Origin of the sequence: Bacillus sp. PS95 (genome assembly GCF_037963565.1) — a bacterium.
In the GTDB taxonomy this organism is placed as follows: Bacteria; Bacillota; Bacilli; order Bacillales; family Bacillaceae; genus Bacillus; species Bacillus subtilis.
Genome location: NZ_CP150160.1, coordinates 708,281 through 734,823, shown reverse-complemented (window position 1 = coordinate 734,823; position 26,543 = coordinate 708,281). Strand labels below are relative to the sequence as shown.

Sequence of the window (26,543 nt, the reverse complement as noted above, 5' to 3'; positions counted from 1 at the left end):
CACTTTTTTGCGTATTTGTCATTTTTTTGTTACCCGGCTTGATGGTGCTGGGCCTCCGTCTTTTGAAATCCCCTAAGAGCAAAAAACATCAACACAAGCCCAAATAAACACGGGCCGTAAAATGGGATCAGGCCAGGAAGCGTATAAAGCAAATAAAGGACAAATCCGCACCCGATCAGCATACAGCCGGTCGTCAGCGGCCTCATGGCGCCAAACAGCAGCGCCTGCGGAATATATTTGCGAAGCGGGAGCTGGTAATGCACATAAAGGGGAAACACATACATCAGCGCGATGATATACAAAAGCCCTGCAAGCAGCGTGCAGCTTGTTACGGCAAAGGACAGCCAATTCGTACTGGCAGAAAAATAATGATAGTTGGCAGACAATATGAGCAAAAGAGCCGAAAACGCCAATCCGATCGCATTAACCTTGAGAAACTCTTTTTTATAGGTATCGAGAAATAACGGAAATATCGGGACATCCTTTTGCCCCATCAGCCATTTCCTTATAACGGCACACATCGCGGCTGTGCTCGGCGCCCATCCGAAAAGAAGGCCGCCCAAAAGTGTAAACAACAGCCACAGCCCGTTGAGCCATGCTATTTTCACCACCGCTTCGCAGCCTGCATAAAGCGCGTCCGTTACAGTCGTCTTCATCTTCTCACCGCTTGATGCACGGCAAAATCCCTGTAAACGGCTTTCATGGGGGCCATCTGCCGGAACCCGATTTTTCCTTTTGTTAACACAGGCCCATAAGTGCTGCCGTCGTCCATCCACTCAAGAATGGGCAGACCATTGATTGAAAAGTGCACATAGCTTTTGTCTTTGATCAGCTTCATACGATACGGAGAATCAGCGTCGTCTGGAGAAGGCAGCGGATCGGCCCCCAATGCGGCGAGGTGGAAACCGCGGCTTTTTCTTAAATTGCAGGTGCGGAACGCTCTTTCCTCCGCGTATTTTCTGCGGAAATACGACAGGTGGAGCGCATTGATGTCCCCCGAATGATACTCGGGGTATTTTCCCGTTCTTTTCTGGAGACTTAGATCAAACAAATCCTCGCCTCCCATTCCCGCAGCAGAAAAAAACAGCATACACAATCCCGGCTGCTCGATCGGAGAGAAATCCCATGTCACAATGATGCCGTCTGGAAAGGTTTCCGGACACCAAAAGACAAAATGCGCTTCGTCCTGGACATGTGACAGGTGCAAGCTGTGATCGTCAAATGAGATCTGTCCGCCTCCCTCCATCCGCCAGTCCTTCACATCGCTTTTAGACCGGAGCGGATTGCGGTACAAGCAAGCGCCTTCCTTATACATGTTCTTTTCCCTCCCGGCTCACAAGGTGGTTCTTAAGCGGAAGTCCGAGCTCTTCAATGCCTTCTGCCACAAGCTTCGCAACCTCCATTGCACCTTCTTCCGAAAAATGCGTATTGTCCTCAATGCCGTCCGGGTAATTCGGATGTTCATTCGGCTGAAACCAAACGAACAATCGCTTCGACTCCTCCGGCCCGTATGCTTCATACAGCACCTTTGTTTTCGCAAGCAGATCAATCACAGGTACATCGAGCTCCTTCGCCAGTGCTTTCATCGCATCGGGATAATCACCGAGGGAATGCTCGATTCGTCCGTTTTCATCAAAGCGGCGGCGCTGCACCGATGTGACGAACACAGGATGCGCGCCCTTTTCGCGTGCCGTATCTGCAAACAAGGTGAGAAACTGCTGAAATGTGGAGTACGGCTTCGTCCCCCGCGGTTTTTGGTCATTGTGGCCGAATTGAATCAACAAATAATCGCCTTGTGTGATGCGCTCGGCAATTGCTTGAAGCCTTCCTTCCTCCACAAAAGAATTGGTGCTCGCTCCTCCTTTGGCATGATTGTGCACCACTACCTCTTCAGAAAACAATTGCCCGAATACCTGCCCCCACCCCGCCATCGGCGCTTCATGAGGCGGGCAGTCACTCACAGTGGAATCTCCCGCTAAAAATACTTGAATCGGTTTCTTCATCACATGTTCTCTCCTTTCACGGCGTTTCCTGATACATTTGCCTGAAGACACCCGGCGGCATGCCGACCTGTTTTTTAAAAATCCGGTTAAAGTAATTGTGGCGGTAGCCGACTTCTTCTGACACGTCATGAATTTTTTTATTCGTATTGACCAGCAGTTCTTTCGCCTTTTCGATTCTGATCTGGGTCACATAATCGATAAAATTAATGCCGGTCACTTGCTTAAATGCCTTGCTTAACGTATATGAATTCATGCCAAGCGCATCGGCACAGCTTTCCAATGAAATATCCGCCATATACTGTTCGTGAATCATCGCAATCACACGTTCTGCCAGCTGCTTTTGCTGTCTGTTTTTTCTGCCCTCAAGCTTGGAAAGGTAAGGCGTCACCACTACATCCATCAGCCAGGCCGCCGCTTCATTAGGCTCGCGCAATTCTGAAATATCAAGAAACGGGTTCCGATGCTGAAACAGTTCGCTAGGATTGAGCCCGGAATGCAAAATATCCTCCTGAATGCGGGAAAACAGCTGAATCAGGGCGGAATGCACATGCCTGTCTATGGCCGCTTTTTCCGACAGTTCCCTCATACATCCATCTATCAGTTCCTTGGCTTCCTGTTTTCTTTCCAGCCGGATGGCCTGAACAATTTGTTTTTCCAGCTCAAAAGGGTAATAAGGAGCGAACTGCTCATCCTGAGGGAAGTCGGCCTGCAAATCAATGACCTGATCCCGGTTAGCAAACTTCCTTCGGGATTTGCCGCTTTTCACATTCTGAAATAAAGAAGGGATTTCCGTGATACGCTCCGTTTTGCTGCTCAATGTCGAGGTCAGGCATAGTCCGGTTACATCCCCAAATTGGCGTGCCAGCTCCGTTATATACGCCTTCAGATCAGAGCTGTTTGTTTTCATCACAAGAATGGTGACAGAAAGCCGGCCGATATCAAGTATGGAGAGCTGAAAAACGCGTTTGGCCGCCAATTCCTCAGCCAGATTGGTCAGGGTAAACACGGCAAGCTGTTCATCACCTTCACGGAAGATGCTTTTTTCACAACGGAGCCCTGTCACCTGCAGATCAAGCACATGAAACACGTTTCCGCCGATGTTCCAGCCAGCCTCCTCCATCCGCAATCTGAGGCTTTCCTCGTTGTCATAGTAAAAATCCCCCTGCAAGAGGTGCTGCAAAAAACTCTTTTTCATATGGGGCGTCTGCCGCAGGAGCTGCTCTTGGAGCTTCCGGCTTTCAAGGGATAGATCCTGCCATCTCTTTTCAATCCACTTGAATTCATCCTGCCCGGACGCCTGCCATACTTTCTTCTCTCCACCGGTAAACAAGCCAAGCAAATGCTGAATGGGACGATAGATTTTTTTTGATGCATACCATGTCATGCATACCGCCAAACCGATGCAAATGACCAGCATCACGATGATCACTTTTGATAAAAACACCATCGGCGCTGTAATAGCTGAAAGAGGCGCCGCTGACACAAAGGTCCATTGCTGATGCATCCGGTTCATTTCTCCAAAGGAGACAGAATACACCTTGCCTTCCCATTCCATCTGAAAATGGCCGTTCTCAGCAGGCTGTTTTTTTATCTCTTGAAGTAAAGTCTTTTTAAAATCTTTTTCTCCCTCATGAAACAGCACCTCTCGATTTTGATCCAAAAGCAGCGCACTGCCATCAGGATAGGGGGACAAGCTTTGCAGGATTGATTCCATTTCTTTCGGATCAACCGCCAGCATGATCGCGCCGAACGGTTTCTCCGCCGCGCCCGGAATGAGCTGGATCAGCATCGCTTGGTTTCCCGACCGTTTCCAATAAATGCTGTGGTCTGAGGCAAGCAGCGAGCGATACTTGCGAAGCGCCTCCTGTTCTGTCAAAGCGCTGTATTCAGGGCTCAGCACAAGTGGCCGGGGGCTGTTCAGAAAGATGGAAGCCTGCTCGATCAGCGGCTGCTGGTCCCGCAAAAGAAACAGCTTTTTCGTTAATTGATAGGAGAACGTAAAGTCTTTCTCCAAATCCCTCTCGGCCAATCCGTTCATCAGTGAAGAATCGTAGGCCATCTGGGTGAGAGCCAGTTCAAGCACTCCCAGCTTCTCATCCATTCGGCTGACCTCACGCGCCACCTGTGTTTCATGCGATCTCTGCAGCTCTTTCTCCACCTTGTCGATCGAAAGAAAGTAGATTGCGCCGCCAGTCAGCAATCCGGGAATACAGGCAATCAGCAAAATGAAGACAAAGTTTCTTTTGAAATACGTTCCCTTCCAGCGAGAAACCCGTTCCTTCTGTTGAGGCTGTTTTTTCATCCCTTTCCCCCCGCCGCTGTCTTTACTGATACACGCGTTTTTTCGTTTTCAAAACATCAGCAAGAAACGTCAGCGCAAGTCCCTGCCCCCATCCTTGTATTCGTTTGTAAGGCACCTGTTTGTATCCTTCGGCATTTTTCATGACGGCTGTCCCGGCCGATACCTTGCTGACCCGTCCGTCCTCTTCCACCGCATCCAAAATGGCGGCAAGCGATTTCTGCACATATTTTGTATACAGCTTTCCGCTCGATATCAGAGCAGAAGCAATACCCGCTGATGCCGAAACCTCCAGATAAGAATCCGGATCATCCAAAATCGTATGCCACAGCCCTGATTCATCCTGAAGCCGGACAAGCGCGCTCAGCTGGTCTCTGAGCGATCCGTCGATGATCATAAAGGAAGGATGTGTCACCTCAATAAGCGGGAGCGCCTTTGCCATCGTGAGTGCCGCCCAGCTGTTCGCCCTGCCCCAATAAATCCCCGACAGATGATTTTGCGCTTTGTTGTCCCAGGCGTGGTAGTACAAATTCGTGACAGGGTCCTGAAGCACATCCTCATGTCCGTGAAACTGGCGCAGGCCGTCTTCAAAATAATCCTCACGCTCCATGATCCGCCCAATTCTCAGCATAAACAGCCCAGCCATCATCAGCGTATCCGCCCATGCCTGCTCAGGAAACACATATTCTGCCGCATTCACCGTATGCTGAAGGATACCCTCGCCAAAGCGCGGCGCCTTATGCAGCACATATTCCGCCATCTCGGCCGCTGTTTCCAAGTACACGTCATCACCCGTCACCTTGTGGAGGAACAAAAGCGTATGCCCGATGGAAACTCCGTTGATTGAAAGCGGCGGCAGCCCATCCTCCAGCTGTTCATCCACCCACGTTTTTAACAGATTGATATATTCCTCGTTTTCCGTCGCTTCATAGGCCTCCGCCACGCCGTAAAACGCGACGCCGCCCGGCCAATCCCACGCAAAATCCATCTGAAATGTCCGTTTCACGATCCGGTCAATAACCGACGTCACCTTTTCTTCATCAAAGATAAGCTGTGCCATCTGCAACACTCCTTTTTATTTTAATCCGGTCGTACTGATGCCCTGAACGATATATTTCTGAAACAAAAAGAAAACAAGAATCACAGGCAATAACGAGACGGCCGACATGGCAAACATCGCGCCCCAGTTCGAAGCCGACTCTGTATCGAGAAAAAGCTTCAGCGCAAGTGAAACAGGATAAAGCTCCGGCTTATTCAAATACAAAAGCGGCTGAATCAGCTCCTCCCACTTCCAATAGAAGGAGAAAATCGCAGACGTCGCAAGCGCGGGGGCAATCAGCGGGAGAATGATTCGCCAAAAGCAGGCAAAGCGCCCGCATCCGTCGATTCGCGCGGCTTCATCCAGCTCCTCGGGAATCGTCCGGATAAACTGGATCATCAGAAAGATAAAAAACGCATGCCCGAAAAATTGCGGAACGACAATTGGTTTAAAGGAATTCAGCCAGTCTAATTTCGCAAACATAATATACTGCGGAATCATCAACACTTCATGAGGCAGCATTAACGTCCCCATCATGCACGCAAACCAAAATTTTTTTCCCTTAAACGGAATACGCGCAAATCCGTACGCAATGACAGCCGATGACAGGACGGCACCGATTGTTGACAGTCCGACAATGATCGCCGAGTTTTTAATAAACGTCAGAAACGGCTGTCCCGCGATACCCTCCCACCCTTCAGCATAGTTACTGAGAATAAAAGGGGCGGGAATGAGAGAATGTGAGGTTGTAAAAATACTGGCGCTTTCTTTAAACGAGCTGACAAACAGCCAAATAACCGGGTACAGCAGCAACACCGCCAGCGTTGCCGTAAAAACATGGAACAGTATGCGTTTGGGCCTGACGCGCCCGGCTTTTTTTCTCTCAAAAACCGGGACTTCTCTGACAGGCTGGTTGACCGGCTCCATCCGTCATTCCTCCTTTGACTCGTAATGAACCCAATATGACGATGTTTTAAACAATATGAGCGTAATCAGCCCGACAATGACAAGCATGACCCACGCCATCGCCGATGCGTAGCCCATTTGAAAATAGTTAAACGCCCGCTGGAACAAATAGAGCGAATAGAGAAGTGTCCCGTCAAGCGGCCCGCCCTCGCCCTTCGAAATGATATAGGCAGGTGTAAATGTCATAAAAGCAGAAATCGTCTGCATCACAAGATTAAAGAAAATAATCGGTGTAAGGATCGGAAGCGTGATCTTGAAGAAACGCTGCACCCGATTTGCCCCATCCACACTTGCCGCTTCCAAATACGAAGACGGAATGTTTTTCAGCCCGGCCAAAAAAATCAGCATTGACGACCCGAACTGCCAGACGGACAGCAGAATCAATGTCCACAGCGCACTTGTCGGATTCTGGTACCAAAGAATTTTTTGATCAATCCCGACAAAAAACAGCAGCGCATTGATGACCCCGTCATTGCCAAAAATATTGCGCCACATAATCGCCACGGCGACGCTCCCGCCGATGATCGAAGGCAGATAAAAGAGCGTTCTGTAAATGGCCGTTCCTTTTGCTGCATTGTTTAAAATGACAGCGATAAAAAGCGCGAAGCCGAGGCGGAGCGGAACCCCGGCAAGCACATACGTAAACGTCACCTTCAGAGACTGCCAATACTTTTCGTCACCCATAAACATTTCCTTAAAGTTGTCGAGTCCGATCCATTTCGGCGCCGTAAACAAGTCATAGCTCGTGAAGGACAGAAACAGGGACGCCCCCATCGGGATCACCGTAAAGCATAGGAACCCGATGATAAACGGAGAAATAAAAGCATATCCCGCCAGATTGTCTTTTCTTATACTCCGGCTTTTTTTCATTGCGTCAGCCCCATTTCCCGTCAATTATTCCTCTCAAATATCTCATTGGCCTTTTTCCGGAACGTTTTGGCGGCTTTTTCCGGCGATACCTTCTGATACAGAATCTGATCTGACGTATCCTTCAGCAGCTTAATGACCTCCGCGCTTCCCACAGGCTCTGGCGGATCGGCTTTGCTGATGTTTTTGGACGCGGTTTCTACATACTCCACGATGTTGGCTTCTTCCTCATTCAGCTTCGGTTTAATCGCATCCGCCACCTTGTCGGAGACTGGAACGCCTCGCTCGCCTTTAATCAGCTGGTTCGCTTCCTCATTATTCACGAAGAAATTAATAAATTTCGCTGCCTCTTTTTTATGCTCAGAGCTTTTCGGAATGGAAAACAGCATACTCGGCTTCAGTGTCAGCGCCTTTTCCTGCATTTGCTCCGGCGGCAGATAGAGAGACAGCGGCGAGTCTGTCAGCCGGGCAAAGCCCAAATATTGATTGGAGTAGTTCCATGTAATCGCTGATTTGCCTTTGACGATAAAATCGTCTTCCATTCCTTTAATCTGTGCGCTTTCATCAGGTGTTGGGGACGTTTTCGCTTTCACCAGCCTCAGCTGCCGTTCAAAGTAATCGACAAACAGCTGATCATCTTGATACGCGAGGCCAGTGCCGTCTTCTTTATAAAAACGCTCACCCTTTGTGCGCAAATAATAAGGGAAGAAAATATCAGGCGGATGCATTCCATTAGAACCGTAGACACTGGCTTTTTCCTGAAGATCATACGCCAGCTTCTCGTAATCCTCCCACGTCCAGTTTTCCTGATTGATAGACACACCGGCTTTTTTCAGCAAATCTTCATTGGCAATCACAGACAGCACGTTGACACCTAGCGTAAATCCATAAAGCTTATTGTCGATTTTTCCGCCCGACAGCATATTCTCGTCGATTGAACTGACGTCAATCGTTCCATCCTTTGTATACGGCGTTAAATCCTCCAGCTGGTTCTTCTTTCCGTATTGGGCTAAGTAAGCGGTATCCATTTGAATGACATCAGGAAGCTGGCCGGCGGCAGACATGGGCGCAAGCTTTTTCCAGTAGTCATCCCAGTTCGCAAATTCCGCTTCAATATGGACGTGCGGATTCTTTTTCTCGTAAAGTTCAATTACCTTTGTTGTATAATCATGCCTTGGCTGCCCGCCCCACCACGCGATTCTGAGTGTAACGTCTTCTTTTTTTCCCGAGGTCTCTTCACCTGCTGAACATCCGCTGAACAAAAAGACGCAGACAAGGGATAACAGCACGTAACAAATCTTCTTCAAACCAATCCCCCCTTTAATGTAAGTGCTTACATTTATTTTAAAGCGTTCAGATGAGGCGAAACACTCAAAAAACAGTGGGGAAAGTCAAAAAAACAGAGATGGCTATCCTGCGGAAGCGCCTCCCTGTTTTCTTCTGAATTCTGACGGTGTCAGACCGGTATATTTTTTAAAAACAAGACTGAAATACTTCGGATTATCGCCAAACCCGATTTCTTCAGCAATTTCTGAAACGCTCACGTCCCTCCTTATTTTCATCTGCTTCATCGCATGCTCAAGACGCACCCGTGTAACATATTGGGAAAATTTCTCGCCTGTTTCCTGCTTAAATAACTTCCCGAGATAATCAGGATTCATAAACAGCATATCCTTCGCCGCCCATTTTAAGGACAGATTCGGATTTCCGAGCTCGTCGGCAATAAGCCTGATCATTTTTGAAATCACTGCGCTCCCATGCAGGTCACCAGACGCTTCAGCTGTGTCACGAAACAGCTGCCCCGCGTGCCGGAGTTCTCCCGCCTGACTGATGGCCATCTTGCGGTCCGCAAAAACCTCCGCCACCTTTTCAGCGGCGTTCTCCTCTACGGCGAGCACTGTCCATTCTCCGCTGCTGCAAACCGCTGTCAGTGCCGACCCGAGTGCCTCTCTGGCTGTGGCATCAATAGATTGTTCCCCTTTTAAGATCAAGAGGCGGATCTTTTTTCCGGCAAGTGAAGGCGGCGGAGACAACTGGGCCACACCGGCGATCAAGCCTTCCAAGTATTGATCGGCTGCAAAGGAACGGATATGGTCCAGCTCGTGTTTCAGATGGGCTGTTTTCTTTTTGTGCACATCTTGCCGCTTCAGCTCAGCAATGATTTCCTCCAGCGAGCTGATAATCTGCTGTTCATTGCAGGGCTTCAGCAAATAATGCTTCACCCCATATTTCATGGCTTCCTTTGCGTATTCAAACTCTCCAAACCCGGACAGGACGATAAATTGCACCGACGGGCTGACGGCTGACACCTTTTTGATCAGCTCAAGCCCGTCCATGCCGGGCATTTTGACGTCTGTGATGACGATATGCGGCTGCTTATGTACAATCTTTTCATATGCTTCATGTCCGTTCTGCGCTTTTCCGATCAATGAGGCGCCAAGCGACTCCCACTCAATGATTCCCGCCATTCCATCAAGGATAATCCTCTCATCATCAGCCAGCAGTATTTTATACATCACACCACCTCATTTCGGCACGGTATTGTGATCACAATCCTCGTCGCCTTTTCATGCTCACTATGAATCCGCAAGCCGTATGGCTCTCCGAATGTCAGGCTGATGCGCTCGCGAATATTCCAAAGTCCGATTCCTCTTCCGCCCGTTGATTCAAGAATCCGTCCATCCATGCCAGGGCCGTTATCTTCGACCGTAATACAGACACAGCCCTTCGCCTTTTTCGCCTGAATCCGGATGGCGCATGGCCTTGTAAAGGGTTCAAGCGCGTATTGAATCGCATTTTCCGCAAGCGGCTGGAGCGTCAGTTTCGGAATGAGGCAATGCTTCACCTCATCGTCAATATCCAACGTGAAATTCAGGCGCTCTTCAAATCGAAATCGCTGAATGGTCATATAGTGACGTACAATGTCCGCCTCCTCCTGAATGGTCACGATATCCTTCTTCATATGTATGCTGTTTCGCAGAAGAAAACCGAGCGATTCCACCATTTTTGAGATTTGCTTTTGCTGATTCGCCTTGGCCAGCCAATTGATGGACTCGAGCGTGTTATATAAAAAATGCGGATTGATCTGGGCTTGCAGTGCTTTCAATTCGGTTTCTTTAATGATGAGCTGTTTTTCCACATTTTCTTCCATCAGCTCATTAATCCGTTTCATCATGACAGTAAAATGACGGTTCAGCATGCCGGCCTCATCCTGTGTATGTTCCGGCAGAGAAAGCGACACACCTGCTTCAATGCCGCCGTGCTGTACCGATTTCATCGCGGTCACAAGCTGTTCAATCGGCTCCGTGATGCTGTTGGCGATTTTCCTTCCGAAAAGCAAAACCACACAGAAAAAGAGGAGAAAGCATGTGCCGATCACTGTTTTCATAAAGGAAATTTTCGCGAACATCTGATCAAAGGGGATAACGTTATAGTAGCTCCAATTTTGGTAGGATGATTGAAGATAAGAAATAAAGTAACGTTTGCCATTCTTTTTTATCAAGTCATAACCGGGGTGCTTCAGCGTCTCTTTTGCTGCCTCAGGAACATGCGCTGATGCATGTGCCGTATACACCAAATTCCCGCCTTGGTCAGCAATCATAATGTCTCCGACTGAATCGCCCCAATCCTTCGGCACATCACGAATCATTTGTTTTACATTGACTTGGATCAGCACCATGCCCAAGCCGTTCAGACTCAGCTGGTGATAGGACCTGATCTGCCGTGCTGAAATCAGGACAGGATCTGACCCGCCGAGCGTCATCCAAAGATTTCTTCCATTTTTCGCTTTCACTCGCTTAAATACCTCTTCCTGCTCCTGCTGCAAAAGATCTGAAGAACTGCTTCCGGCTGAATACTCTGAGCCGCGGGCATCAATCAAATGAATGGAATCGATGTACTTTTCATCGCTGGCATATCCAGCCAGCTGATCCCAGAGCTCCTGCTTCATTTGATACTGATCGTACGTATCATCGCGATTTTGCATGCTCAGGATGCGCTGAATCTGTTCGTCCGTAATGATTTCATATGACACATCCTCTATCTTCTTCAGCTCGTCTTCGATCCTTTCAGAAGACATCCGAAGCACCTCCGAGGACTTGCGGTAAATCTGCTCATCATACACATGAAAGGCATACTGGACCCCGCTGTATACAAACAGAAAGGATACGGCCATAATCAACGATAGAAACACAAACAGCTTATCCTTAATCTTCATCCGCCTGTACCAGCCAGCAACTCTTTTCTTCATGCCGCCTTTTCTTTCTCCTGCCGCTGATCCATTGACCGAAACGCTTTAAAGGACAGCTTCGTTAAGATCAGGCTGAGTAAACTCCCGCTGAAAAACAATAGAAACGTGACATGAAACAGAACGAGACAAAGCACACCGACAGCGCCCGCCGCCATCAAAAGCGTCACCGCCGGACGGCTGAAGGCAATGAAAAAGCTGATGCTCAGCACCTCTCTGATTTTTACGTCAAAATGAGAAAATACCGGGAACACATACAGCACAACAAACGCGAAAATCAAACTAATGCTCAGGAATACATTGACGAGCACAGGCTGGTCCATCTGAGCCGCTATCCGCATATCCGCAAACAGAAACAGGGCAGCCGTCACAACGATAAGCCCGAGGATCTGTGATGCCCGCCATTCCTTTTTAAACGCCCGAAAAAAGACAGAAAACACCGGGGCATCTGTATTCCCCTTCGCCCATTCTCTCGCCACTGTAAACATCGCGGCAGTAGCGGGCATCAGTCCAAACACAACCAGGCCTGCAAGAGAAAATAAAATCCAAAGCACATTCAAATAGGCCAGTCTCATCACCCACGTACAAAAACGATTCAGCCCATTTGTCACACTGTGTATCATCAACATCACCTTCCCGCTTAGGAAAACGCTTTCATTTTAAAGTAATATGTATTTCTCCTTTCGAAAGAAAATTCCTGCCGTTCTGTGAAAATTTCGACATGATGAGAGACGGCAGCAGCCTTATCTTTTCCTGTAACGCCGGATGGCCTTATCGACCAAATATCCGGCAATGCCTCCGAAAATGACATTGAATCCAAGCATTCCGAGCGCAGCCCCTTCCCAGCCGCGTACATACACGAGGCTGTACCAGATCGCAAACACACCAAGGACGATCAGCCCGGCCAACATCCATTCCGGCCGACTTTTGTCAGGAAATCTCATCCGCATCAAAACGGATACGCCAGCAAACAGACAAGCCGTCACGATCCCTGTCACAAATAATATTGCCCACACATCGCCTGCCCTCCCTTTTAGAAAAGACAAAAAAGCCCCCTGCAAAGGACGCTTATTCTGCCGTAATCTCTTTCTCAAACAAATGATATCCAGACGCATCAGCACCCATGAATTCATATCCCATACGCCGATAAAAGGAATGCAGGGCGTCGCTATCAGCGACACAGTCAAGCCGGATCCGTGTTTTTCCCGGAAAGTGTATGCCCGTCTCCGCCCATTGAAGGACGCGGGCTCCAAGCCCCTGTCCCGCAAACCGGCGGCTTACTGCGAGGCGATGCAAATAAATGGACTCCTCATGCCCATCGTCTCCCCAAAGCGTCCGGTCCCACTCGCTCGGTGCAGGCAGCAGCATCACGACAGCCGCAAGCTCTTCATCTTTCTTAAACACAAACACATGTCCCTTTTCAATTGACCCCGTGATATCATGTATATCTTGCCCTTTGAGAAGTCCGCTCCATTGGTTAGAACCCCGATCCCGGAGCCATTCAGCTGTTCGGACGAGCAACCCGGTAATCGATTCTGCATCCTCATAGACGGCCGGACACGCGTAAAATCCATCTGCAATCGTTTCGTTCTCAATCTTAAAAGCTGACATAAAGGCCTCCCAATCAAAAAGTAAGCTTGCACACACACCTTGATTATAATGCAGACCAAACTGCAAAAACAGACCATTTTCTCTGTATGTAAAAGGGTGTATGAAAGAGAGGCCAATCTGCCTATTAGAAAATCTTCTTTTTATCCCGTTCTTCTTTTAAAATTTCAACCGCTTCTCTGAAGCGCATAGAGTGTACGATTTCACGCTCACGCAAAAAACGCAGGGAATCGTTTAAATCAGGATCATCCGAAATATCAATCAGCCATTGATACGTCGCCCGCGCCTTTTCTTCTGCGGCAATATCTTCGTATAAATCGGCAATCGGATCGCCCTTCGCTTGGATATAGCTCGCGGTAAACGGCACGCCCGCCGCATTATGATAAAAAAGCGCGCTGTCGTGATTGACGTAATGATCGCCAAGCCCAGCTTCACGCAGCTGCTCCGGTGTGGCGTCTTTTGTTAACTTATAGACCATGGTCGCAATCATTTCCAAATGGGCAAACTCCTCCGTGCCGATATCTGTTAAAAGGCCGATGACCTTATCAGGAATCGTATAACGCTGGTTCAAATACCGGAGAGCTGCGGCCAGCTCGCCGTCCGCTCCGCCATACTGCTCAATCAAATACTTCGCCAGCGTCGGGTTGCACGTACTGACCTTGACAGGGTATTGCAGCTTCTTTTCATACACCCACATTCAGGCATTCCTCCTTATACTTGCCACGGCCATGGCCCTTTTCCCCAATCCCAATCCTTGCCCGCGGGGCTGTTGCCGAACTGCAGAAGCGGTCCGTAAGAGGATTCGAACTGTCTTTTTAAGTGCCTTGAATAGCCGGAATATTGATTGAATTGCTTCAACGCATCTTCATCATGAGGATGTGTATTTAAATAAAGACTCAGCTCAACAAGCACAAAATCAGCAGCCTGTATTTGCTCTAGCTGACGATAATATTCGGCGTCAACCTTTTTTGCCATGTGCGTCTCCCCCTCGATAAGGGTTTTCATAAAAATCATAGAGATCCTTCCAAAGGGTGCCTTTCCTCAAAGCCTCCATCGGCGAAAACTGCTCCATGTGCTCAGGCTGAAAGGTCATATAAAGGTTAGGGGGCGTTCTGTAATATTTCTTCCCTATGGGCGGACAGGGATCAAAACGGCTGTGAAAGGGCGTATATGATTTGACAGGCGTAAACGGCTGCATATCCTTCATTCCGGCTCCTCCTTTCTTAAAAACAATGACCTTAATAGGTATGAGGCAGGAGGCATGATTATGACTAAAACACGACTTAGCTTTTTCAATAAGAAGACCTTCGGAAGCGCCGAAGGTCTTTCTAGACTATTCAGTCCAAAATGAGGTCAGTGTTTCCAATATGCAGCATGAGCAGCCGCAAACTCTGACAGCGAACGAGGTTCTTTTCCCGTCACACGCTTCACTGTATCCGTTACCCGATGTTCCGCACCATGGCTGATTGCCTCATCAAGCTTCGCCATAAAATGGGCATAATCCGCGGGCAAACCTCCTGCCTCCATTTTATGCTGCAGCTCGGAACGAGAAATGCTGACATGCTCCACCCGGCGTCCCGCCGCAGCTCCAATGATCTCCGCCGCTTCGGCATAGCTCAGCGCCTCGGGACCTGTCAGAATATGATGTGTTTGATGAGGAACATCATCAATCAAAGCCCTGACGGCTGTTTCTGCGATGTCATCAGCGTCAATAAACCCAAGTTTTCCTTCACCCGAAGCCGTTGTGATGCGCCCCTCCGTTTGAATAGACATGCGATGCTGGACATTGATGAAATTTTGCATAAAGTATGAGGGCCGCAGCACCGTCCATTCTGGAAACTCGCGCACTGCCTGGTGAAGCGCGCCAAACACGGGACCGTTCTCGGAGACAACAGACGCACTTTGCATCACTACCCGCTTTGCGCCGAGACGCTTTGCTTCCTTTAAAAAGGGAAGCACATAGGGAGCCGGATCAAGTACACCAACCGGAGCAACAAGATAGATGTCTTTTACCTGTTCTAGAGCAGGCGTAAAACTGGAGGCATCCTTCCAATCAAAATACACATACTCCGCACTTGCAAGCGCGCCCTTTTTTCGGCTTGCAATACGCACTCTGTATCCCAGCTTTATTAAACGGCTGGCGATTCGGCTGCCGACTGTGCCAGTCCCGCCCGTGATTAAAATCGGATTCTGTTTCATCATTTCCCACTCTCCTCTGTTTGCAAAAATGATCCTCCAAAGGCCTCTTTTACAACAAGCGGATTCCAATAATCCCTATAACGCACAATGCGGCCGTCTCTCGTTTCGATGACACTGATATAGCTTTGGCGATAAGGCAGCCCAGTCTCAACCACATGGCCGTCACATTGAAACTCCGCAATCATCGTATTCGTATCTGCTGAACGGTACACTGTCGGAGCGGTAAATGAAGAAAGATGGATCTGCTTAGGATAATCCTTAATATAATTGTAAATGGCCGCTTTTCCTTCTATTCTTTTTGGTGATCCCTCCGGCGCATAAGGAAACTCAAATACAGCATTCTCATCCCAAAGCTCCGTCCAGCTCTTCATGTCCTCCTCAAGCATATAAGCCATAAACTTTCTCAATGTTTCACATGCTTTTTCAAATTCATTCATTAACATTCATCATCACCTCTTTTTTATTTCTAGACTGTTCAGTCCAAAAAGTACATACATGGGCAAAGAATTCTTTACCACATGTTAATCAAGCACTGATAAACTCACGTCAACATGGTCCTGAAGCCGATCCATATCTGCCGTCACTTTCGCAATAAAGGTCAATGACAGCCTGCTTTGATTCAGGTACCGGGCAAGCGCAGATATATCAGTCTCTTCTCCATTCAATTCTCCTTGATCCTTCGCTCTTAAAAGCGCCTGATAAAAAGCGTTCTCAAGCTGCTTGGATTGTCTTTCAAAATACCGGGCAAGCTCAGGGTCATGGGGAATCTGTTCAATCGCGCTGTTCATAATGTAACACGCCTTCGCCCGTTCCGGGTCCCTCAGGGCATTGACACCTTCTTGAAAAATATCACGAATGGCTTCCTTTACAGATCCTGGCGCTTCAAGCCTTTCCATAACGGCAGCGTTTTTCCCTTCAAGATACGATTTCACCGCGGACAAAAACAAATCACGCTTCGTGCCATACGTATCATACAAGCTCTGGCGCGCAATGCCTAAATGAGAGAGCAGATCCTGAAGAGACGTTCCTTCGTAGCCATACTCTCCGAAGACCTCTATCGCCCTGTGAAGAACAAGCGCCGTATCAAATTCTTTATTCCTCCCCAAAAAATGATCACCTCCTGAAACAAATGTTACCAGTTTCCAGACTAAACAGTCAAGAAAAAAGATAAAAAAACACTCTTGATCTGCAAGAGTGTCCTCTTTATACCATCATCTTCTTTATTTATAACCGTCTTTTCCCCAGTGGCCCATATGGTGGTGATGGTGGCCATAATGACCATCATGATGGTGGTGATAATTATCCTTTCCAACATGGTGATGATGGTGATGAAGATTATCTTTTCCATCATGATGATGGTGATAATAGTGGTGATGGCCATCATTTTCATGGTGCATGTTCGGATAATTTCCAGTTCCCGGAGAGCCTCCATAGCCGCCGCTTGGGTAACCGCCGGATCCTCCGTATCCTCCGTACGTTCCATATCCCGGATAGCCGCCGACTCCTCCATGTATGCCGTGATCTGGGTAGCCTTGCATGCCATAGCCCGGGTGGCCTCCATACATGCCATAGCCCGGATAGCCTGTGCTTTGCATGCCATAGCCCGGGTGGCCAATACCAAAGCCCTGATAATGACCAAAACCAGGTCCGCCATACATATGTCTTGTATCAGTCATATTCACTCTCTCCTTCACATAGGTTACAGTCCAGAGTATGAGAATATCTTATAGATCGTATAGGCGGCCGCCTACATACAGCTAAAACAATTTCCGGGACAAAAAAAGCAGGCCATAACAGCCTGCTCACTCCTTACTCACCTAAATCAACGTTATGATATACCTGCTGAACATCTTCCAAATCTTCTAATGCATCAATCAATTTTTCAAACTGTTCCTTTGCATCATCCGGAAGCGTTACTTCACTTTGCGCAAGCATTGTCAGCTCCGCTACTGTAAATTCCTCGACACCCGCGTTTTTAAACGCCTCTTGCACAGCATGGAATTGATCAGGCTCGGCATATACGATCACGCTGTCATCCTCTTCTAAAATGTCACGGACATCAACATCCGCTTCCATCAGGATTTCAAGCGCTTCGTCAGCAGTTTTGCCTTCCACACCGATTACAGCCGTCGCGTCAAACATGTAAGCAACAGATCCGCTCACACCCATGTTTCCGCCGTTTTTCCCGAACGCCGCACGCACTTCCGGCGCCGTACGGTTTACATTATTCGTCAGCGCATCAACGATAATCATTGATCCGTTCGGCCCGAAGCCCTCATAACGAAGCTCATCGTAATTCTCTTCCGCTCCGCCCTTCGCCTTCTCGATCGCACGTTCAATGATGTTTTTCGGCACGCTGTAAGTCTTCGCACGCTCAAGCACAACCTTCAGCGCCTGGTTGGACTCCGGATCAGGCTCGCCCTGTTTCGCCGCCACATAAATCTCACGGCCAAACTTCGCATAAATCCGACTCGTATTTGCGTCCTTAGACGCCTTCTTCTCTTTAATATTGTTCCACTTACGGCCCATGATGTTCCACTCTCTTTCATATATATCAATCTAAATACTGTTATTCACTTTATCCATTATACCTCAAATGGTTTGGTTGTTTCGAGTGTCTTGCGTTAGAAATAGAAGGAATGCCGCGATGTGGAAAATGGAACGTCTTCTGTAAAGCAAGAAAAAGCACTAGCTAAGGGCTTTCTTCTGATCACTAAGTTTGTAAGGGGAATGATCGACATACGTCGTATTTCGATCTGTTGATTCCTTAAATCCGCCGGAGTTTGTCAGGAATGGAAACGACATGCTTCCCAAAACTAGAGTAACAGCCAGGCACATCATCACTTTTTTCTTAATAGGCATATAAACACTCTCCTTTTAAAATATTTTCTTGGGCTTTCAGCACTTTCCGATAAAACGCAGCTGCTTGTTCAAAGTGACAGCTGCTTTCAAAAACAGCGGCAGCACTCCGGGCACATGCTTCAATGTAAGCGTGCAGGTTCTTTTTTTCGAAATAGCTTAAAAGATCATGAATTTTTCGTTCATCAACAGTCTCCTTGTACACGGCCTGCAAGAACAGAAACAATTCTTTATAAAATTTGTGAGAACGTGCTGTGATATGGTCTAATCCTTCCTCTATGAACTGAAACGCCTTCTGTGTTTGGCCCGCTTTACATAATGTCCAGCTTAATCCAAACAAGACTTTCGGAAGCAGATCAGGGACTTTCTCTCTGCTTACTTTCGCCGCTTTTTGGAAATGTTCTACAGCCATCTGATCGTCTCCTGATCTGTCATAGCTGTTCGCGATGTTCAATAGAGAAATGGCGATAAACCTGTCATTTTGAATGTCCATTGCCAATTTGAGCGCCGCCTCTAAATGCGGGAGCGCTTTATCATAATGTTTGAAATCATCATAGTTGCCGGCGATCACAAACAAGCTTTGTATCGTTCTAATGCTGTATAGGGGATTGTTTTGATAAATGTCCAAGGCTTGAAGAATATGATGCATCGACACATGGGTTTGCTTCATGTGATAATACGCTTCGGCCACTTTAAAATGGAATTCCGCTTTCTCAATTTCATCTGACACAAACGGCAGTTCTTTCTCCGCCTCGCGATAATACCCGATCGCTTCCACATATTCTTTTTGATCAAATTCATACATGCCGCGGAAAAACAAAGAGTAGTATTTCAAAAGGCCTGTGAGTTTTTTCTGAGGGGTCTCAACCGTTTCAAGAAGCTCTGTCACTGTAGGGCGATTCCCGTATGTTTGTCCCGGCTCCAAATAATCAAGCATCAGCTGGTGACGAAAACACATCAGAGAATAATAGATCAGCAAATCCTGGTCTTCTTCCATCTGCTGAATGTCCTGCTCCACCTCCGCTTTCAGAACCTCAGCATCCGGAACACTGAACTGGCGAATCATTTTATACCATTCATTAATCTTAACACCAACACGCGAAGACGGTATGGCTTGACTCAACGGCTTCCCTCCTTCTCTATGAGATATGTCATATTCTATCAATCCCAAATTTTGAAAACAATACGAAAGGAAGAAATTGTTTTTTCATCCTGTCAATTTGTTTTTCTACGCAAAAAAGACCCTTTACGCAAGGGTCTTTGTCATTCTATTTCATATAGTATTCACTTATTGTCAACCACAACAAAATCCTGAACCTTCACCTGTTCCTCAGGCAAATCAAACTGATAAAGCATCTTCTTAGAATGAATATCAAACACACCCACATACCCGCCGATGCCCTTTTTATGCTCTTCCTGGGCAACTATATACAATAGATTCCCCTTAAACTTCGCCTCCATATAAGGGAATGTCAAGCTGTATGTGTGAATAGAAAAATCCTCCCCATATTCCAGCAAGTTCGCTCCACCCTCTTTGTCCTCGTACGCCACGTAAAAACTGCCGCTTTCTTTGTCATAGTACACAGTATCTGCATATTCAAGATCTTCAGGATACGCAATATATGTCGTCTTCCATGTCCCTTTTTCAATCACAGTCAATTTATGATCCGAGCTCGCGACAATAAATTCCTCCGATTCTGCGAATTGATCAGCGTACGAGGCTAAGCTCAGGGTCTCAATCATTTCCTCTGTTTTTCTATCGATCACGTAAATAGACATGCTTTGAATGATATAAATATAGTTCTCATCGCTGGCCCCCATCGTGACAAGCGAAGGCAAGGTAAGGCTATATTCCTTTTTCGTTTTTCTGTCGTTTATGTGGATCTCATTTCCCGTCGTATCAACATTATAGGCCTTAACAGACACATCCTTCCCCTCATACCAAAACGCAAATGGATCTGACAGCGGATGCTCTTTGATCGCATCCTTCTCCAGCGTGTAGCAAAAAGGCTCGTGTTCCGCCAATAATACAAGGTCTGTGGATTTGTATGACTTCATTTGAATATAAGGAACATCCGCCACCTTAAACGTACGCCTGTTAAACCGTTCGCCTGTTGAGGTTGAAAGCAGCACGCTTTCTTTTATGAAAGGATTGGAGTAGATAAAAAAGATCCGGTCTTCTTCGGGGTGGATGGCGGAAGATTGGACAGGAATACTGTCTTTATTGCGTAACTGAACAGACAGAACAAACAGGATGACACATACCATTAAAACTAATAAACCAAATGTAATCCGTTTTTTCGTCATCAACATGCTCCTTAAAAAACAATATAGAATACAAACTTCCAAAAAATGTGTAGCAATCAATATCATTTCGACCATGTTTCCGCCAATCCCTCCACGAATAAAGACACATGCCAAATGACTCATTTTTCCACCAAAACACGTTCTCACCCCCACCTTATCCCGACCCGTGGTAAAATTTTGATATTGAGCGAACAAAAGAAGGGAAATGGTCATGAAAGTATTTGAAGCGAAAACACTGCTTTCGGAAGCGACAGACCGTGCAAAAGAGTACAAAGAACTAAGAACGCAAATGGTGAACTTGAGAAAAGCGTTAAAAAGCGTCGCTGATCTCAGTGACAGTGAATTCTCAGGTAAAGGCGCCAGCAATATCAAAGCCTTCTACCACGACCACGTCGGCGTCACCGACCAATGGATCGACTACATCGACATGAAAATCGCATTTTTCAACAGTATCGCCGGAGCCGCCGAGGACAAAGGCCTCTCTGACGCATACATCGAAGAATCTTTCCTGGAGCATGAACTGGAAAATGCGCACAAAAAATCGAAATCCATCATGTCTGAACAGAAAAAAGCGATGAAAGATATCTTAAACGATATCGACGACATCCTCCCGCTCGACCTGTTTTCAACAGAAACCTTCAAAGACGAGCTGGCAGATGCCAACGACAAACGCAAAAAAACACTGGAAAAATTGGACGCCTTGGACGAAGACCTGAAGACAGAATACGCCCTGTCAGAACCAAACGAACAATTCATCAAATCCGACTTCCAAAAGCTCCAAGAAGCAACAGGCAAAGGCAAAAACGCCACACCCATCCACTACAACGCCAAGGCTTACCGTGAGAGCGACATACATAAGAAAAAAGGCGACATTGAAACGCGGACTGAGGCTTACTTGAAGATTAAGAAAGAGGAAGCGAAGGAACGCGAGATTGAAAAATTAAAAGAAAGACTAAAAAACTACGATTATGCGGATGCCGATGAATTCTACGAAATGGCAAAAACTATTGGATATGAGAACCTTACAGAGGATCAGCAAAGGTATTTCACACAGATTGAAAACACGCATGAACTCACGGAGGGTTTCAAAGGAGTCGGTGTCGGTCTATATGATGTTGGAAAAGATACTGTAATTGGTTTAAAAGATTTAGCTGTCGGTACCTGGGAATTCTCCCAACTCTCTGATAAGCAAAAAGTTGCCACAACAATTAGTACTGTGTTGAATACACCTTCATATGCTAAAATCATATGGCAAAACATAGCTGATTCATGGAATGATAAATTTATTAACGGTGATACCTATTCAAAGGCACACTACGTTACATATGTGGTTGGAAACCTTGTTGGGCTAAAAGGTATAGGATCTGCTGTGAAAGTATCTAGTAAGATCGCCAAAACTGGTGTAACCAAGGTAGATAAAGTTTTGGAAGCTGGAGAAAAATCAGCTACTAAACATGTAAAGGCAAGAATTGAAAAAGGAAAAGTTTTTATCAATTCCTTACCTAAAAATAAGTATGAACCTGCACTTGTTGGAATAGCACAAGACTTTGAAAATACTTACAACACAAAAAACATTCCACTTTTAAAAAGTATTATTGAAGATCAAAAGTCCAGTGTGTTATTTAAATCATCAAATAATATTAGTAATACTGTCAAGAAAAGCAATGAAATAGCGCTTCCGAAAGTTCAGACTTATGAACAAGCTAGAAACCAAGCTCTTAAAATTATTGGTGATCTTGGCCCAGATTCGCAACCAGTTATCGGGAGATTAGGAACTAGTGCTGGTGTAGGTAAAGTTATTGGCAGAAGATCTAGTGACAGAAAAGTAAGATGGCGTTTAGATTTTGATCATGAAAAAGGCCCACATATAAATGTCGAAGATTTTAGAGAAGGAAAAAAAGGAAATTCCAAAAAATATTATATTCCTTTTGAAGGTGATGAAAACACCTTCATATCATTACTTAAACATCTTAACAAATAACGAGGTGGAAATTTTGGACTTATTTGAAGAATGCATCGAAGCCCTTAAAGATCCTAAAGAAATTTTATCAGATGAGCTAACCGAACAATACTTTGAGACACTAAACAATAAATTCCCGATAACCAGTTGGGCTAGAATTGATTGGGACAAAGTACCTCAAAAAGAAAGTATAGAAACCTATGATGATCTATATAATTGGTTAAAGTCTCAAGGGATTGTAGATACAACCATTAATCTTCTATGGAATCCATCGGATGTTCCTGTTGTGAGGACTACATTAGAGAATGCATTAGAAGTGCTAGATGACGTACTTGCTGTAGGTTCAGATACTTTTATGTACAGCGACCACGGTTTTGTTATTGAATTTTTCCATGATGGTGAGATCACAATCGGGAGAACTGAATAGTAGTAAGCTACTTCAGCTAAAATTTAAAAATGGCACACTCCAGCTCTGCTTAATAAACCTAAGCCCTCTTAATTGAGGGCTTTAGATTTATCTCATCTCACTTTATAAAAGGAGCAACATTTTGACAGTAAGAAGAGAATTAATAAAACAAATTAATTTAACAATCACACCAATAAAAACAAACAATCAAAAGAATCCAACTCCAATGGTGAAAAACATATTAAAAAGATACGAAGAGGCAAAAGAATTTATCCTTCAATCATTGGATGGAAAATTCGAAGAAGACCTCTCTAAAGTTAGAAATAAACTAGACACTTTGACAAGAGCATACCTAGAATCAGCTAGCGACTACATGAATCCAATGCTCAGAGAAATGCATAAAACTGAAAAGCTCTTAAAAAAGTATGATGAAACTGGTAAGTCATAATCACCGCAATCTAAAATTCAAAAATTGAGATTGCACTAACCCACACAAAACCAAATATAACACCCAAACTCCCTTTTTCGGACTGCACCGAAAACTTTTTTTACGGTCTCTCAACCCCTTCCTATTAAATTTCTGTATTGATAAAATTTACATAATTAGTGAGAAGAGGAAGGGTGAGAAGTTTGGGCACGATTTCGTCTCCGCACGTTGGGATGAAAATTAATGAGTGGAACCGGCATATTCAAAAGTTTAATGTGACTGACGCTGAAATGCTTAAAGCTGAGATTGAGCGGGACATTGACGTCATGGAAGAAGACCAAGACCTCTTGATTTACTATCAGCTCATTGCATTTCGCCATCAGCTTATGATTGACTATGTGATTCCATCTGAAGGAAACCAAATGAAGTTATCAGAATATTTAAAGAGAATTGAAGGCAGCAACAGGAAGATGGAGAAGCTCGTTGAATACTACTATTACTTTTTTCAAGGAATGTATGAATTCAAAGAGGGCAATTTCTTAAGTGCCATTACATTCTATCAAAAAGCGGAAAATACAATTCCTTATATTTCAGATGAAATCGAGCGGGCAGAATTTTATTTTAAAATGGCTGAAGTGTTTTATCATATGAAACAAACCCATGTATCCATGCACTATTCTTCTCAGGCGTATAACATTTATAAAACGCACGACCTTTACTCAGTCCGCCGCATACAATGCCATTTTGTGATCGCAGGAAACTACGATGACCTAGAAAGTCATGAAAAGGCGCTCCCTCACCTCGAACAGGCACTAAAAGGCGCACGGCTGCTTGAAAGCAAAAACAAGCGAATTTACGGCCAAGCTTTATTCAATATCGGAAATTGTTATCTTAAAATGGGCGAATTGACGAAAGCAGCAAAATACATGGAGCAATCGATACTCCAATTCAAAAAATCAAATTTCAACAACTTGACACAAGCTTACCACGATTTAGCCTTAATTTATTTTCTTCAACATAAACAAGACCAAGCAATGGATTGTTTCAGAAAAGGCGTACGCTTCGCATGTAAATTCGGCGATGACCTATTTAAAATTATGTTTGAAGGATTGCAGGCGCTGTTTATCAAAAAAGGAGAAGCGTCCATTTTATTAAATGTTTTCAACAAATTAGAGACATCCCAAGGGTATCCTTATATGGAAGAGTTGGCATTATTAGCCGCAAAGTTTTATACTGAAATTGGGCAGATGGATGATTCTGTTATCTGTTTCAAAAAGATGGTTCATGCCCGCAAACAAATTCAGAGAGGGGATTGTTTGTATGAAATTTAAACTGACGTTGTGCGCTGTAGTTGCTTTGATCGGTGTAAGCTTTATCAGTTCTTCCTTGGGTAATGAAGTAAACGTGGCATCCAGAAACATGACAAGCAAAGCTGCAAACGATTCAACGAACTCCCTAGCAGACAAAGCCATCTTTGACAAGGAAATAACGATTGCAGAAAACAGAACGCTTGGTTAAGGACAAGACGCCGCTTAGGCTGTGTCTCTTTTTCTGAAGAGATAGGTGACAAGGTGATAGAATGTTGATGTTCAAGATGCTGATCAACTTCTGCTTGAAATCCACAAAACGATGACCTCACTTGAGTGGCATATATCTAAAATTAGTGATCTAACTATAAAATTATTCAAGAAAAACCATGCAGTTTAGCCTTTCCAGTTATAACAATCAAAAAAGGCAACAACCCCCAAGGGTTAGTTGCCTTCTCTAAGTTTAAGCACAGCCACACACTCCACATGATTCGTATGCGGAAACATATCCACAGGCTGCACTTCGCGCGTCACGTACCCGCCATCCTCAAGCACCCGCAAATCTCTCGCAAGCGTGCCAGGATTACAGGACACATACACTACCCGCTTCGGCTTCATCTCCACAATTGTCCGCAGGAGGGCTTCGTCGCAGCCTTTTCTTGGCGGGTCGACGACCAGCGTATCAGCTGTAATGCCTTCTTCGTACCACTTTGGAATCACGGTTTCCGCTTCTCCAACAGCAAACTCTGCGTTTGTGTTGCCGTTTAATTCGGCGTTTCGCTTCGCGTCCTCAATTGCTTCCGGCACAATCTCTACACCGTACACTTTTTTCGCCTGCTTTGCCAGGAAGAGAGAAATCGTTCCGATGCCGCAGTAAGCGTCGATGACGGTTTCTTCCCCTTGAAGCTCAGCGTACTCAAGCGCTTTGTCGTAGAGCACTTTTGTTTGCTCTGGGTTGACCTGATAAAACGATCTGGCGGAGATGGCGAATTTGACGTCTCCGATGAGGTCGTAGATGTATTCTTCGCCCCAGATGACGTTTGTTTCGTTGCCAAAAATGACGTTTGTTTTGTTTGGGTTGATGTTTTGCACGATGGATTTGACGTGCGGGAATTGCGCTGTGATGTCTTCGATGATCTTCGCTTTGTGCGGGAAGTCGCTTGTTCTTGTGATGAAGACGATCATCATTTCGCCCGTAACAACGCCGTATCTGACCATGATGTGGCGGAGCCAGCCTTTGTGGCGTTCTTCGTTGTAGGCTTTGACACCGTAGTTTGCGCAAATGTCTTTGACAGCTTGAACGGCTTCGTCGTTTTTGGATTGCTGGATCAGGCAGGCGCTCATGTCGATGATGTCATGGCTTCTTTGCTGATAGAATCCCGCGACGAGTCCGCCTTCCCGTTCTCCTACCGGCACCTGTGCTTTGTTTCTGTAGTTCCACGGGTCTTCCATGCCGAGTGTCGGGTGCACGGTGACGTTTGAAAGGTCCAGCTTGCCGATGCGTTCTAAGACGTCTTTGACTTGTTTCTGTTTAAACAAGAGCTGGCCTTCGTAGGTCATGTGCTGAAGCTGACAGCCTCCGCATTGCTTGTAAATCGGGCATGGGGCGTCCGTTCTATGCGGGCTTTCTTCCTTCAGCTCAATCAGACGGCCGAAGGCGAACCCTTTTTTGACACGTGTGACTTTGATTTGGGCTTTTTCCTCCGGCAGGGCGTTCGGCACAAAGATCGGGAATCCTTGGACCTTTGCGACACCCGCTCCTTCGTGGGTCAAATCCTCAAATGTCACGTCATAGTATTCGTTTTTTTCTACTGGGGGTTTCATTTTCATGTATGTTCACCTCTTGTTTTAAGCGAAAGAAAAACTTGGCCTATTCAAGCCAAGTTTCAGCGTGTAGGCAAACCTTCGCATTCGTTGTCAGTCCTGTGCTTCGGTGCTCACGAATTCAACATTCGCTGTGCTCCGATGCTCGCCCTTCCTAGACTTCAAAGGTTTTCAATCACGCTGAAAAGATGACAAAATCCTAAAACGAAAACTGTTTTAGGATTTT

General features: G+C 46.0%; 29 protein-coding genes and 1 pseudogene. 5 read left to right on the top strand and 25 right to left on the bottom strand.

Features of this window, described 5'->3' with window-relative positions; translation table 11 throughout:
• Positions 1–29: 29 nt before the first annotated feature.
• The 24 genes and pseudogenes from NSQ12_RS03845 to NSQ12_RS03730 all read right to left on the bottom strand — a co-directional run bounded on the left by NSQ12_RS03845 (position 30) and on the right by NSQ12_RS03730 (position 20,393).
• Positions 30–656, bottom strand: coding sequence for a YesL family protein (locus NSQ12_RS03845; protein ID WP_198878930.1), 627 nt, complete (start codon positions 654–656; stop codon positions 30–32).
• A complete protein-coding gene (locus tag NSQ12_RS03840) occupies positions 653–1,315 on the bottom strand; it encodes a YesU family protein (RefSeq protein ID WP_198878931.1) in 663 nt (220 codons plus the stop codon). Before NSQ12_RS03840 ends, NSQ12_RS03845 begins: the two co-directional genes overlap by 4 nt.
• Entirely contained in the window at positions 1,308–2,006 is a 699-nt protein-coding gene (gene rhgT / locus NSQ12_RS03835; RefSeq protein WP_198878932.1) for a rhamnogalacturonan acetylesterase, read from the bottom strand. Before rhgT ends, NSQ12_RS03840 begins: the two co-directional genes overlap by 8 nt.
• A gap of 13 nt (positions 2,007–2,019) precedes the next feature.
• Positions 2,020–4,305 (bottom strand): transcriptional regulator YesS, encoded by a 2,286-nt coding sequence (yesS, locus tag NSQ12_RS03830; RefSeq protein WP_198878933.1) that lies wholly within the window; start codon positions 4,303–4,305, stop codon positions 2,020–2,022.
• Between the two features lie 22 nt (positions 4,306–4,327).
• On the bottom strand, positions 4,328–5,362 hold the full coding sequence (yesR, locus tag NSQ12_RS03825) for a rhamnogalacturonyl hydrolase YesR (RefSeq protein ID WP_198878934.1): 1,035 nt from the start codon (positions 5,360–5,362) through the stop codon (positions 4,328–4,330).
• Between the two features lie 15 nt (positions 5,363–5,377).
• The gene (locus NSQ12_RS03820; protein WP_198878935.1) at positions 5,378–6,268 is read right to left on the bottom strand and encodes a carbohydrate ABC transporter permease; all 891 of its coding nucleotides are present in this window, start codon (positions 6,266–6,268) and stop codon (positions 5,378–5,380) included.
• Positions 6,269–6,271: 3 nt separating this feature from the next.
• Complete coding sequence (locus tag NSQ12_RS03815) at positions 6,272–7,201, bottom strand: sugar ABC transporter permease (RefSeq protein WP_021481264.1); 930 nt, start codon at positions 7,199–7,201, stop codon at positions 6,272–6,274.
• Positions 7,198–8,481, bottom strand: a complete 1,284-nt coding sequence (locus NSQ12_RS03810; protein WP_339175953.1) for an ABC transporter substrate-binding protein — start codon at positions 8,479–8,481, stop codon at positions 7,198–7,200. The genes NSQ12_RS03815 and NSQ12_RS03810 overlap by 4 nt, the downstream gene beginning before the upstream one ends.
• A 102-nt stretch (positions 8,482–8,583) precedes the next feature.
• Complete coding sequence (yesN, locus tag NSQ12_RS03805; RefSeq protein WP_339175951.1) at positions 8,584–9,690, bottom strand: two-component system response regulator YesN; 1,107 nt, start codon at positions 9,688–9,690, stop codon at positions 8,584–8,586.
• Positions 9,690–11,423 (bottom strand): two-component system sensor histidine kinase YesM, encoded by a 1,734-nt coding sequence (gene yesM / locus NSQ12_RS03800; RefSeq protein WP_033885039.1) that lies wholly within the window; start codon positions 11,421–11,423, stop codon positions 9,690–9,692. Before yesM ends, yesN begins: the two co-directional genes overlap by 1 nt.
• Positions 11,420–12,049 (bottom strand): YesL family protein, encoded by a 630-nt coding sequence (locus NSQ12_RS03795; RefSeq protein ID WP_103031700.1) that lies wholly within the window; start codon positions 12,047–12,049, stop codon positions 11,420–11,422. Before NSQ12_RS03795 ends, yesM begins: the two co-directional genes overlap by 4 nt.
• A 114-nt stretch (positions 12,050–12,163) precedes the next feature.
• Positions 12,164–12,466 carry a YesK-like family protein gene (locus NSQ12_RS03790; protein WP_339175948.1) on the bottom strand — a complete coding sequence of 101 codons (303 nt, stop codon included), beginning with the start codon at positions 12,464–12,466 and terminating at the stop codon, positions 12,164–12,166.
• Between the two features lie 22 nt (positions 12,467–12,488).
• Positions 12,489–13,031: a GNAT family N-acetyltransferase gene (locus NSQ12_RS03785; RefSeq protein ID WP_072175465.1), complete on the bottom strand. Its 543-nt coding sequence runs from the start codon at positions 13,029–13,031 to the stop codon at positions 12,489–12,491.
• Positions 13,032–13,155: 124 nt separating this feature from the next.
• Positions 13,156–13,725, bottom strand: coding sequence for a spore coat protein CotJC (gene cotJC, locus NSQ12_RS03780; RefSeq protein WP_003233850.1), 570 nt, complete (start codon positions 13,723–13,725; stop codon positions 13,156–13,158).
• Between the two features lie 14 nt (positions 13,726–13,739).
• Positions 13,740–14,003, bottom strand: a complete 264-nt coding sequence (cotJB, locus tag NSQ12_RS03775; protein ID WP_003219491.1) for a spore coat protein CotJB — start codon at positions 14,001–14,003, stop codon at positions 13,740–13,742.
• Positions 13,987–14,235, bottom strand: a complete 249-nt coding sequence (gene cotJA, locus NSQ12_RS03770; RefSeq protein ID WP_003219489.1) for a spore coat-associated protein CotJA — start codon at positions 14,233–14,235, stop codon at positions 13,987–13,989. Before cotJA ends, cotJB begins: the two co-directional genes overlap by 17 nt.
• 129 nt (positions 14,236–14,364) lie before the next feature.
• Positions 14,365–15,230: pseudogene (locus tag NSQ12_RS03765) on the bottom strand (NAD-dependent epimerase/dehydratase family protein); the annotation flags it as partial.
• Positions 15,227–15,670 carry a nuclear transport factor 2 family protein gene (locus NSQ12_RS03760; protein WP_339175946.1) on the bottom strand — a complete coding sequence of 148 codons (444 nt, stop codon included), beginning with the start codon at positions 15,668–15,670 and terminating at the stop codon, positions 15,227–15,229. The gene NSQ12_RS03760 and the pseudogene NSQ12_RS03765, both read right to left, overlap by 4 nt.
• A 78-nt stretch (positions 15,671–15,748) precedes the next feature.
• Positions 15,749–16,333 (bottom strand): TetR/AcrR family transcriptional regulator, encoded by a 585-nt coding sequence (locus NSQ12_RS03755; protein WP_339175944.1) that lies wholly within the window; start codon positions 16,331–16,333, stop codon positions 15,749–15,751.
• Positions 16,334–16,447: 114 nt separating this feature from the next.
• Positions 16,448–16,903 carry a spore coat protein YeeK gene (yeeK, locus tag NSQ12_RS03750; RefSeq protein ID WP_339175942.1) on the bottom strand — a complete coding sequence of 152 codons (456 nt, stop codon included), beginning with the start codon at positions 16,901–16,903 and terminating at the stop codon, positions 16,448–16,450.
• Between the two features lie 133 nt (positions 16,904–17,036).
• Positions 17,037–17,756 carry a YebC/PmpR family DNA-binding transcriptional regulator gene (locus NSQ12_RS03745; protein ID WP_003233863.1) on the bottom strand — a complete coding sequence of 240 codons (720 nt, stop codon included), beginning with the start codon at positions 17,754–17,756 and terminating at the stop codon, positions 17,037–17,039.
• Positions 17,757–17,915: 159 nt separating this feature from the next.
• Positions 17,916–18,089 carry a phosphatase RapH inhibitor PhrH gene (gene phrH, locus NSQ12_RS03740; RefSeq protein ID WP_339175940.1) on the bottom strand — a complete coding sequence of 58 codons (174 nt, stop codon included), beginning with the start codon at positions 18,087–18,089 and terminating at the stop codon, positions 17,916–17,918.
• On the bottom strand, positions 18,079–19,209 hold the full coding sequence (gene rapH / locus NSQ12_RS03735) for a response regulator aspartate phosphatase RapH (RefSeq protein ID WP_339175939.1): 1,131 nt from the start codon (positions 19,207–19,209) through the stop codon (positions 18,079–18,081). The genes phrH and rapH overlap by 11 nt, the downstream gene beginning before the upstream one ends.
• 161 nt (positions 19,210–19,370) lie before the next feature.
• Positions 19,371–20,393, bottom strand: coding sequence for a hypothetical protein (locus NSQ12_RS03730; RefSeq protein WP_339175937.1), 1,023 nt, complete (start codon positions 20,391–20,393; stop codon positions 19,371–19,373).
• Positions 20,394–20,604: 211 nt separating this feature from the next.
• On the opposite strand from NSQ12_RS03730, the gene NSQ12_RS03725 reads away from it, so the two are divergent.
• From NSQ12_RS03725 to NSQ12_RS03705, 5 genes are all read left to right on the top strand, one after another.
• A complete protein-coding gene (locus NSQ12_RS03725) occupies positions 20,605–22,374 on the top strand; it encodes a T7SS effector LXG polymorphic toxin (protein WP_339175935.1) in 1,770 nt (589 codons plus the stop codon).
• Positions 22,375–22,387: 13 nt separating this feature from the next.
• Positions 22,388–22,780 (top strand): hypothetical protein, encoded by a 393-nt coding sequence (locus NSQ12_RS03720; protein ID WP_113713056.1) that lies wholly within the window; start codon positions 22,388–22,390, stop codon positions 22,778–22,780.
• A gap of 121 nt (positions 22,781–22,901) precedes the next feature.
• Positions 22,902–23,207, top strand: a complete 306-nt coding sequence (locus NSQ12_RS03715) for a hypothetical protein (protein ID WP_221777174.1) — start codon at positions 22,902–22,904, stop codon at positions 23,205–23,207.
• 182 nt (positions 23,208–23,389) lie between these two features.
• On the top strand, positions 23,390–24,517 hold the full coding sequence (locus tag NSQ12_RS03710; RefSeq protein WP_128992497.1) for a Rap family tetratricopeptide repeat protein: 1,128 nt from the start codon (positions 23,390–23,392) through the stop codon (positions 24,515–24,517).
• Positions 24,507–24,704: a hypothetical protein gene (locus tag NSQ12_RS03705; protein WP_339175932.1), complete on the top strand. Its 198-nt coding sequence runs from the start codon at positions 24,507–24,509 to the stop codon at positions 24,702–24,704. Before NSQ12_RS03710 ends, NSQ12_RS03705 begins: the two co-directional genes overlap by 11 nt.
• A gap of 233 nt (positions 24,705–24,937) precedes the next feature.
• Here the strand turns inward: NSQ12_RS03705 and rlmD are convergent, their stop codons facing one another.
• Positions 24,938–26,323, bottom strand: coding sequence for a 23S rRNA (uracil(1939)-C(5))-methyltransferase RlmD (rlmD, locus tag NSQ12_RS03700; protein WP_339175930.1), 1,386 nt, complete (start codon positions 26,321–26,323; stop codon positions 24,938–24,940).
• Positions 26,324–26,543: the final 220 nt, after the last annotated feature.

What these genes read in the sequence shown, in the direction of transcription:
- yeeK (WP_339175942.1), bottom strand. Translation starts at nt 16,903, where the DNA reads ATGACTGATACAAGACATATGTATGGCGGACCTGGTTTTGGTCATTAT.
- NSQ12_RS03785 (WP_072175465.1), bottom strand. Translation starts at nt 13,031, where the DNA reads ATGTCAGCTTTTAAGATTGAGAACGAAACGATTGCAGATGGATTTTAC.
- NSQ12_RS03760 (WP_339175946.1), bottom strand. Translation starts at nt 15,670, where the DNA reads ATGTTAATGAATGAATTTGAAAAAGCATGTGAAACATTGAGAAAGTTT.
- NSQ12_RS03705 (WP_339175932.1), top strand. Translation starts at nt 24,507, where the DNA reads ATGAAATTTAAACTGACGTTGTGCGCTGTAGTTGCTTTGATCGGTGTA.
- NSQ12_RS03840 (WP_198878931.1), bottom strand. Translation starts at nt 1,315, where the DNA reads ATGTATAAGGAAGGCGCTTGCTTGTACCGCAATCCGCTCCGGTCTAAA.
- cotJC (WP_003233850.1), bottom strand. Translation starts at nt 13,725, where the DNA reads ATGTGGGTGTATGAAAAGAAGCTGCAATACCCTGTCAAGGTCAGTACG.
- yesM (WP_033885039.1), bottom strand. Translation starts at nt 11,423, where the DNA reads ATGAAGAAAAGAGTTGCTGGCTGGTACAGGCGGATGAAGATTAAGGAT.
- NSQ12_RS03845 (WP_198878930.1), bottom strand. Translation starts at nt 656, where the DNA reads ATGAAGACGACTGTAACGGACGCGCTTTATGCAGGCTGCGAAGCGGTG.
- cotJB (WP_003219491.1), bottom strand. Translation starts at nt 14,003, where the DNA reads ATGGCAAAAAAGGTTGACGCCGAATATTATCGTCAGCTAGAGCAAATA.
- NSQ12_RS03745 (WP_003233863.1), bottom strand. Translation starts at nt 17,756, where the DNA reads ATGGGCCGTAAGTGGAACAATATTAAAGAGAAGAAGGCGTCTAAGGAC.
- NSQ12_RS03725 (WP_339175935.1), top strand. Translation starts at nt 20,605, where the DNA reads ATGAAAGTATTTGAAGCGAAAACACTGCTTTCGGAAGCGACAGACCGT.
- yesN (WP_339175951.1), bottom strand. Translation starts at nt 9,690, where the DNA reads ATGTATAAAATACTGCTGGCTGATGATGAGAGGATTATCCTTGATGGA.
- rlmD (WP_339175930.1), bottom strand. Translation starts at nt 26,323, where the DNA reads ATGAAAATGAAACCCCCAGTAGAAAAAAACGAATACTATGACGTGACA.
- phrH (WP_339175940.1), bottom strand. Translation starts at nt 18,089, where the DNA reads ATGCCTATTAAGAAAAAAGTGATGATGTGCCTGGCTGTTACTCTAGTT.
- yesR (WP_198878934.1), bottom strand. Translation starts at nt 5,362, where the DNA reads ATGGCACAGCTTATCTTTGATGAAGAAAAGGTGACGTCGGTTATTGAC.
- NSQ12_RS03795 (WP_103031700.1), bottom strand. Translation starts at nt 12,049, where the DNA reads ATGTTGATGATACACAGTGTGACAAATGGGCTGAATCGTTTTTGTACG.
- NSQ12_RS03820 (WP_198878935.1), bottom strand. Translation starts at nt 6,268, where the DNA reads ATGGAGCCGGTCAACCAGCCTGTCAGAGAAGTCCCGGTTTTTGAGAGA.
- yesS (WP_198878933.1), bottom strand. Translation starts at nt 4,305, where the DNA reads ATGAAAAAACAGCCTCAACAGAAGGAACGGGTTTCTCGCTGGAAGGGA.
- NSQ12_RS03730 (WP_339175937.1), bottom strand. Translation starts at nt 20,393, where the DNA reads ATGACGAAAAAACGGATTACATTTGGTTTATTAGTTTTAATGGTATGT.
- cotJA (WP_003219489.1), bottom strand. Translation starts at nt 14,235, where the DNA reads ATGAAGGATATGCAGCCGTTTACGCCTGTCAAATCATATACGCCCTTT.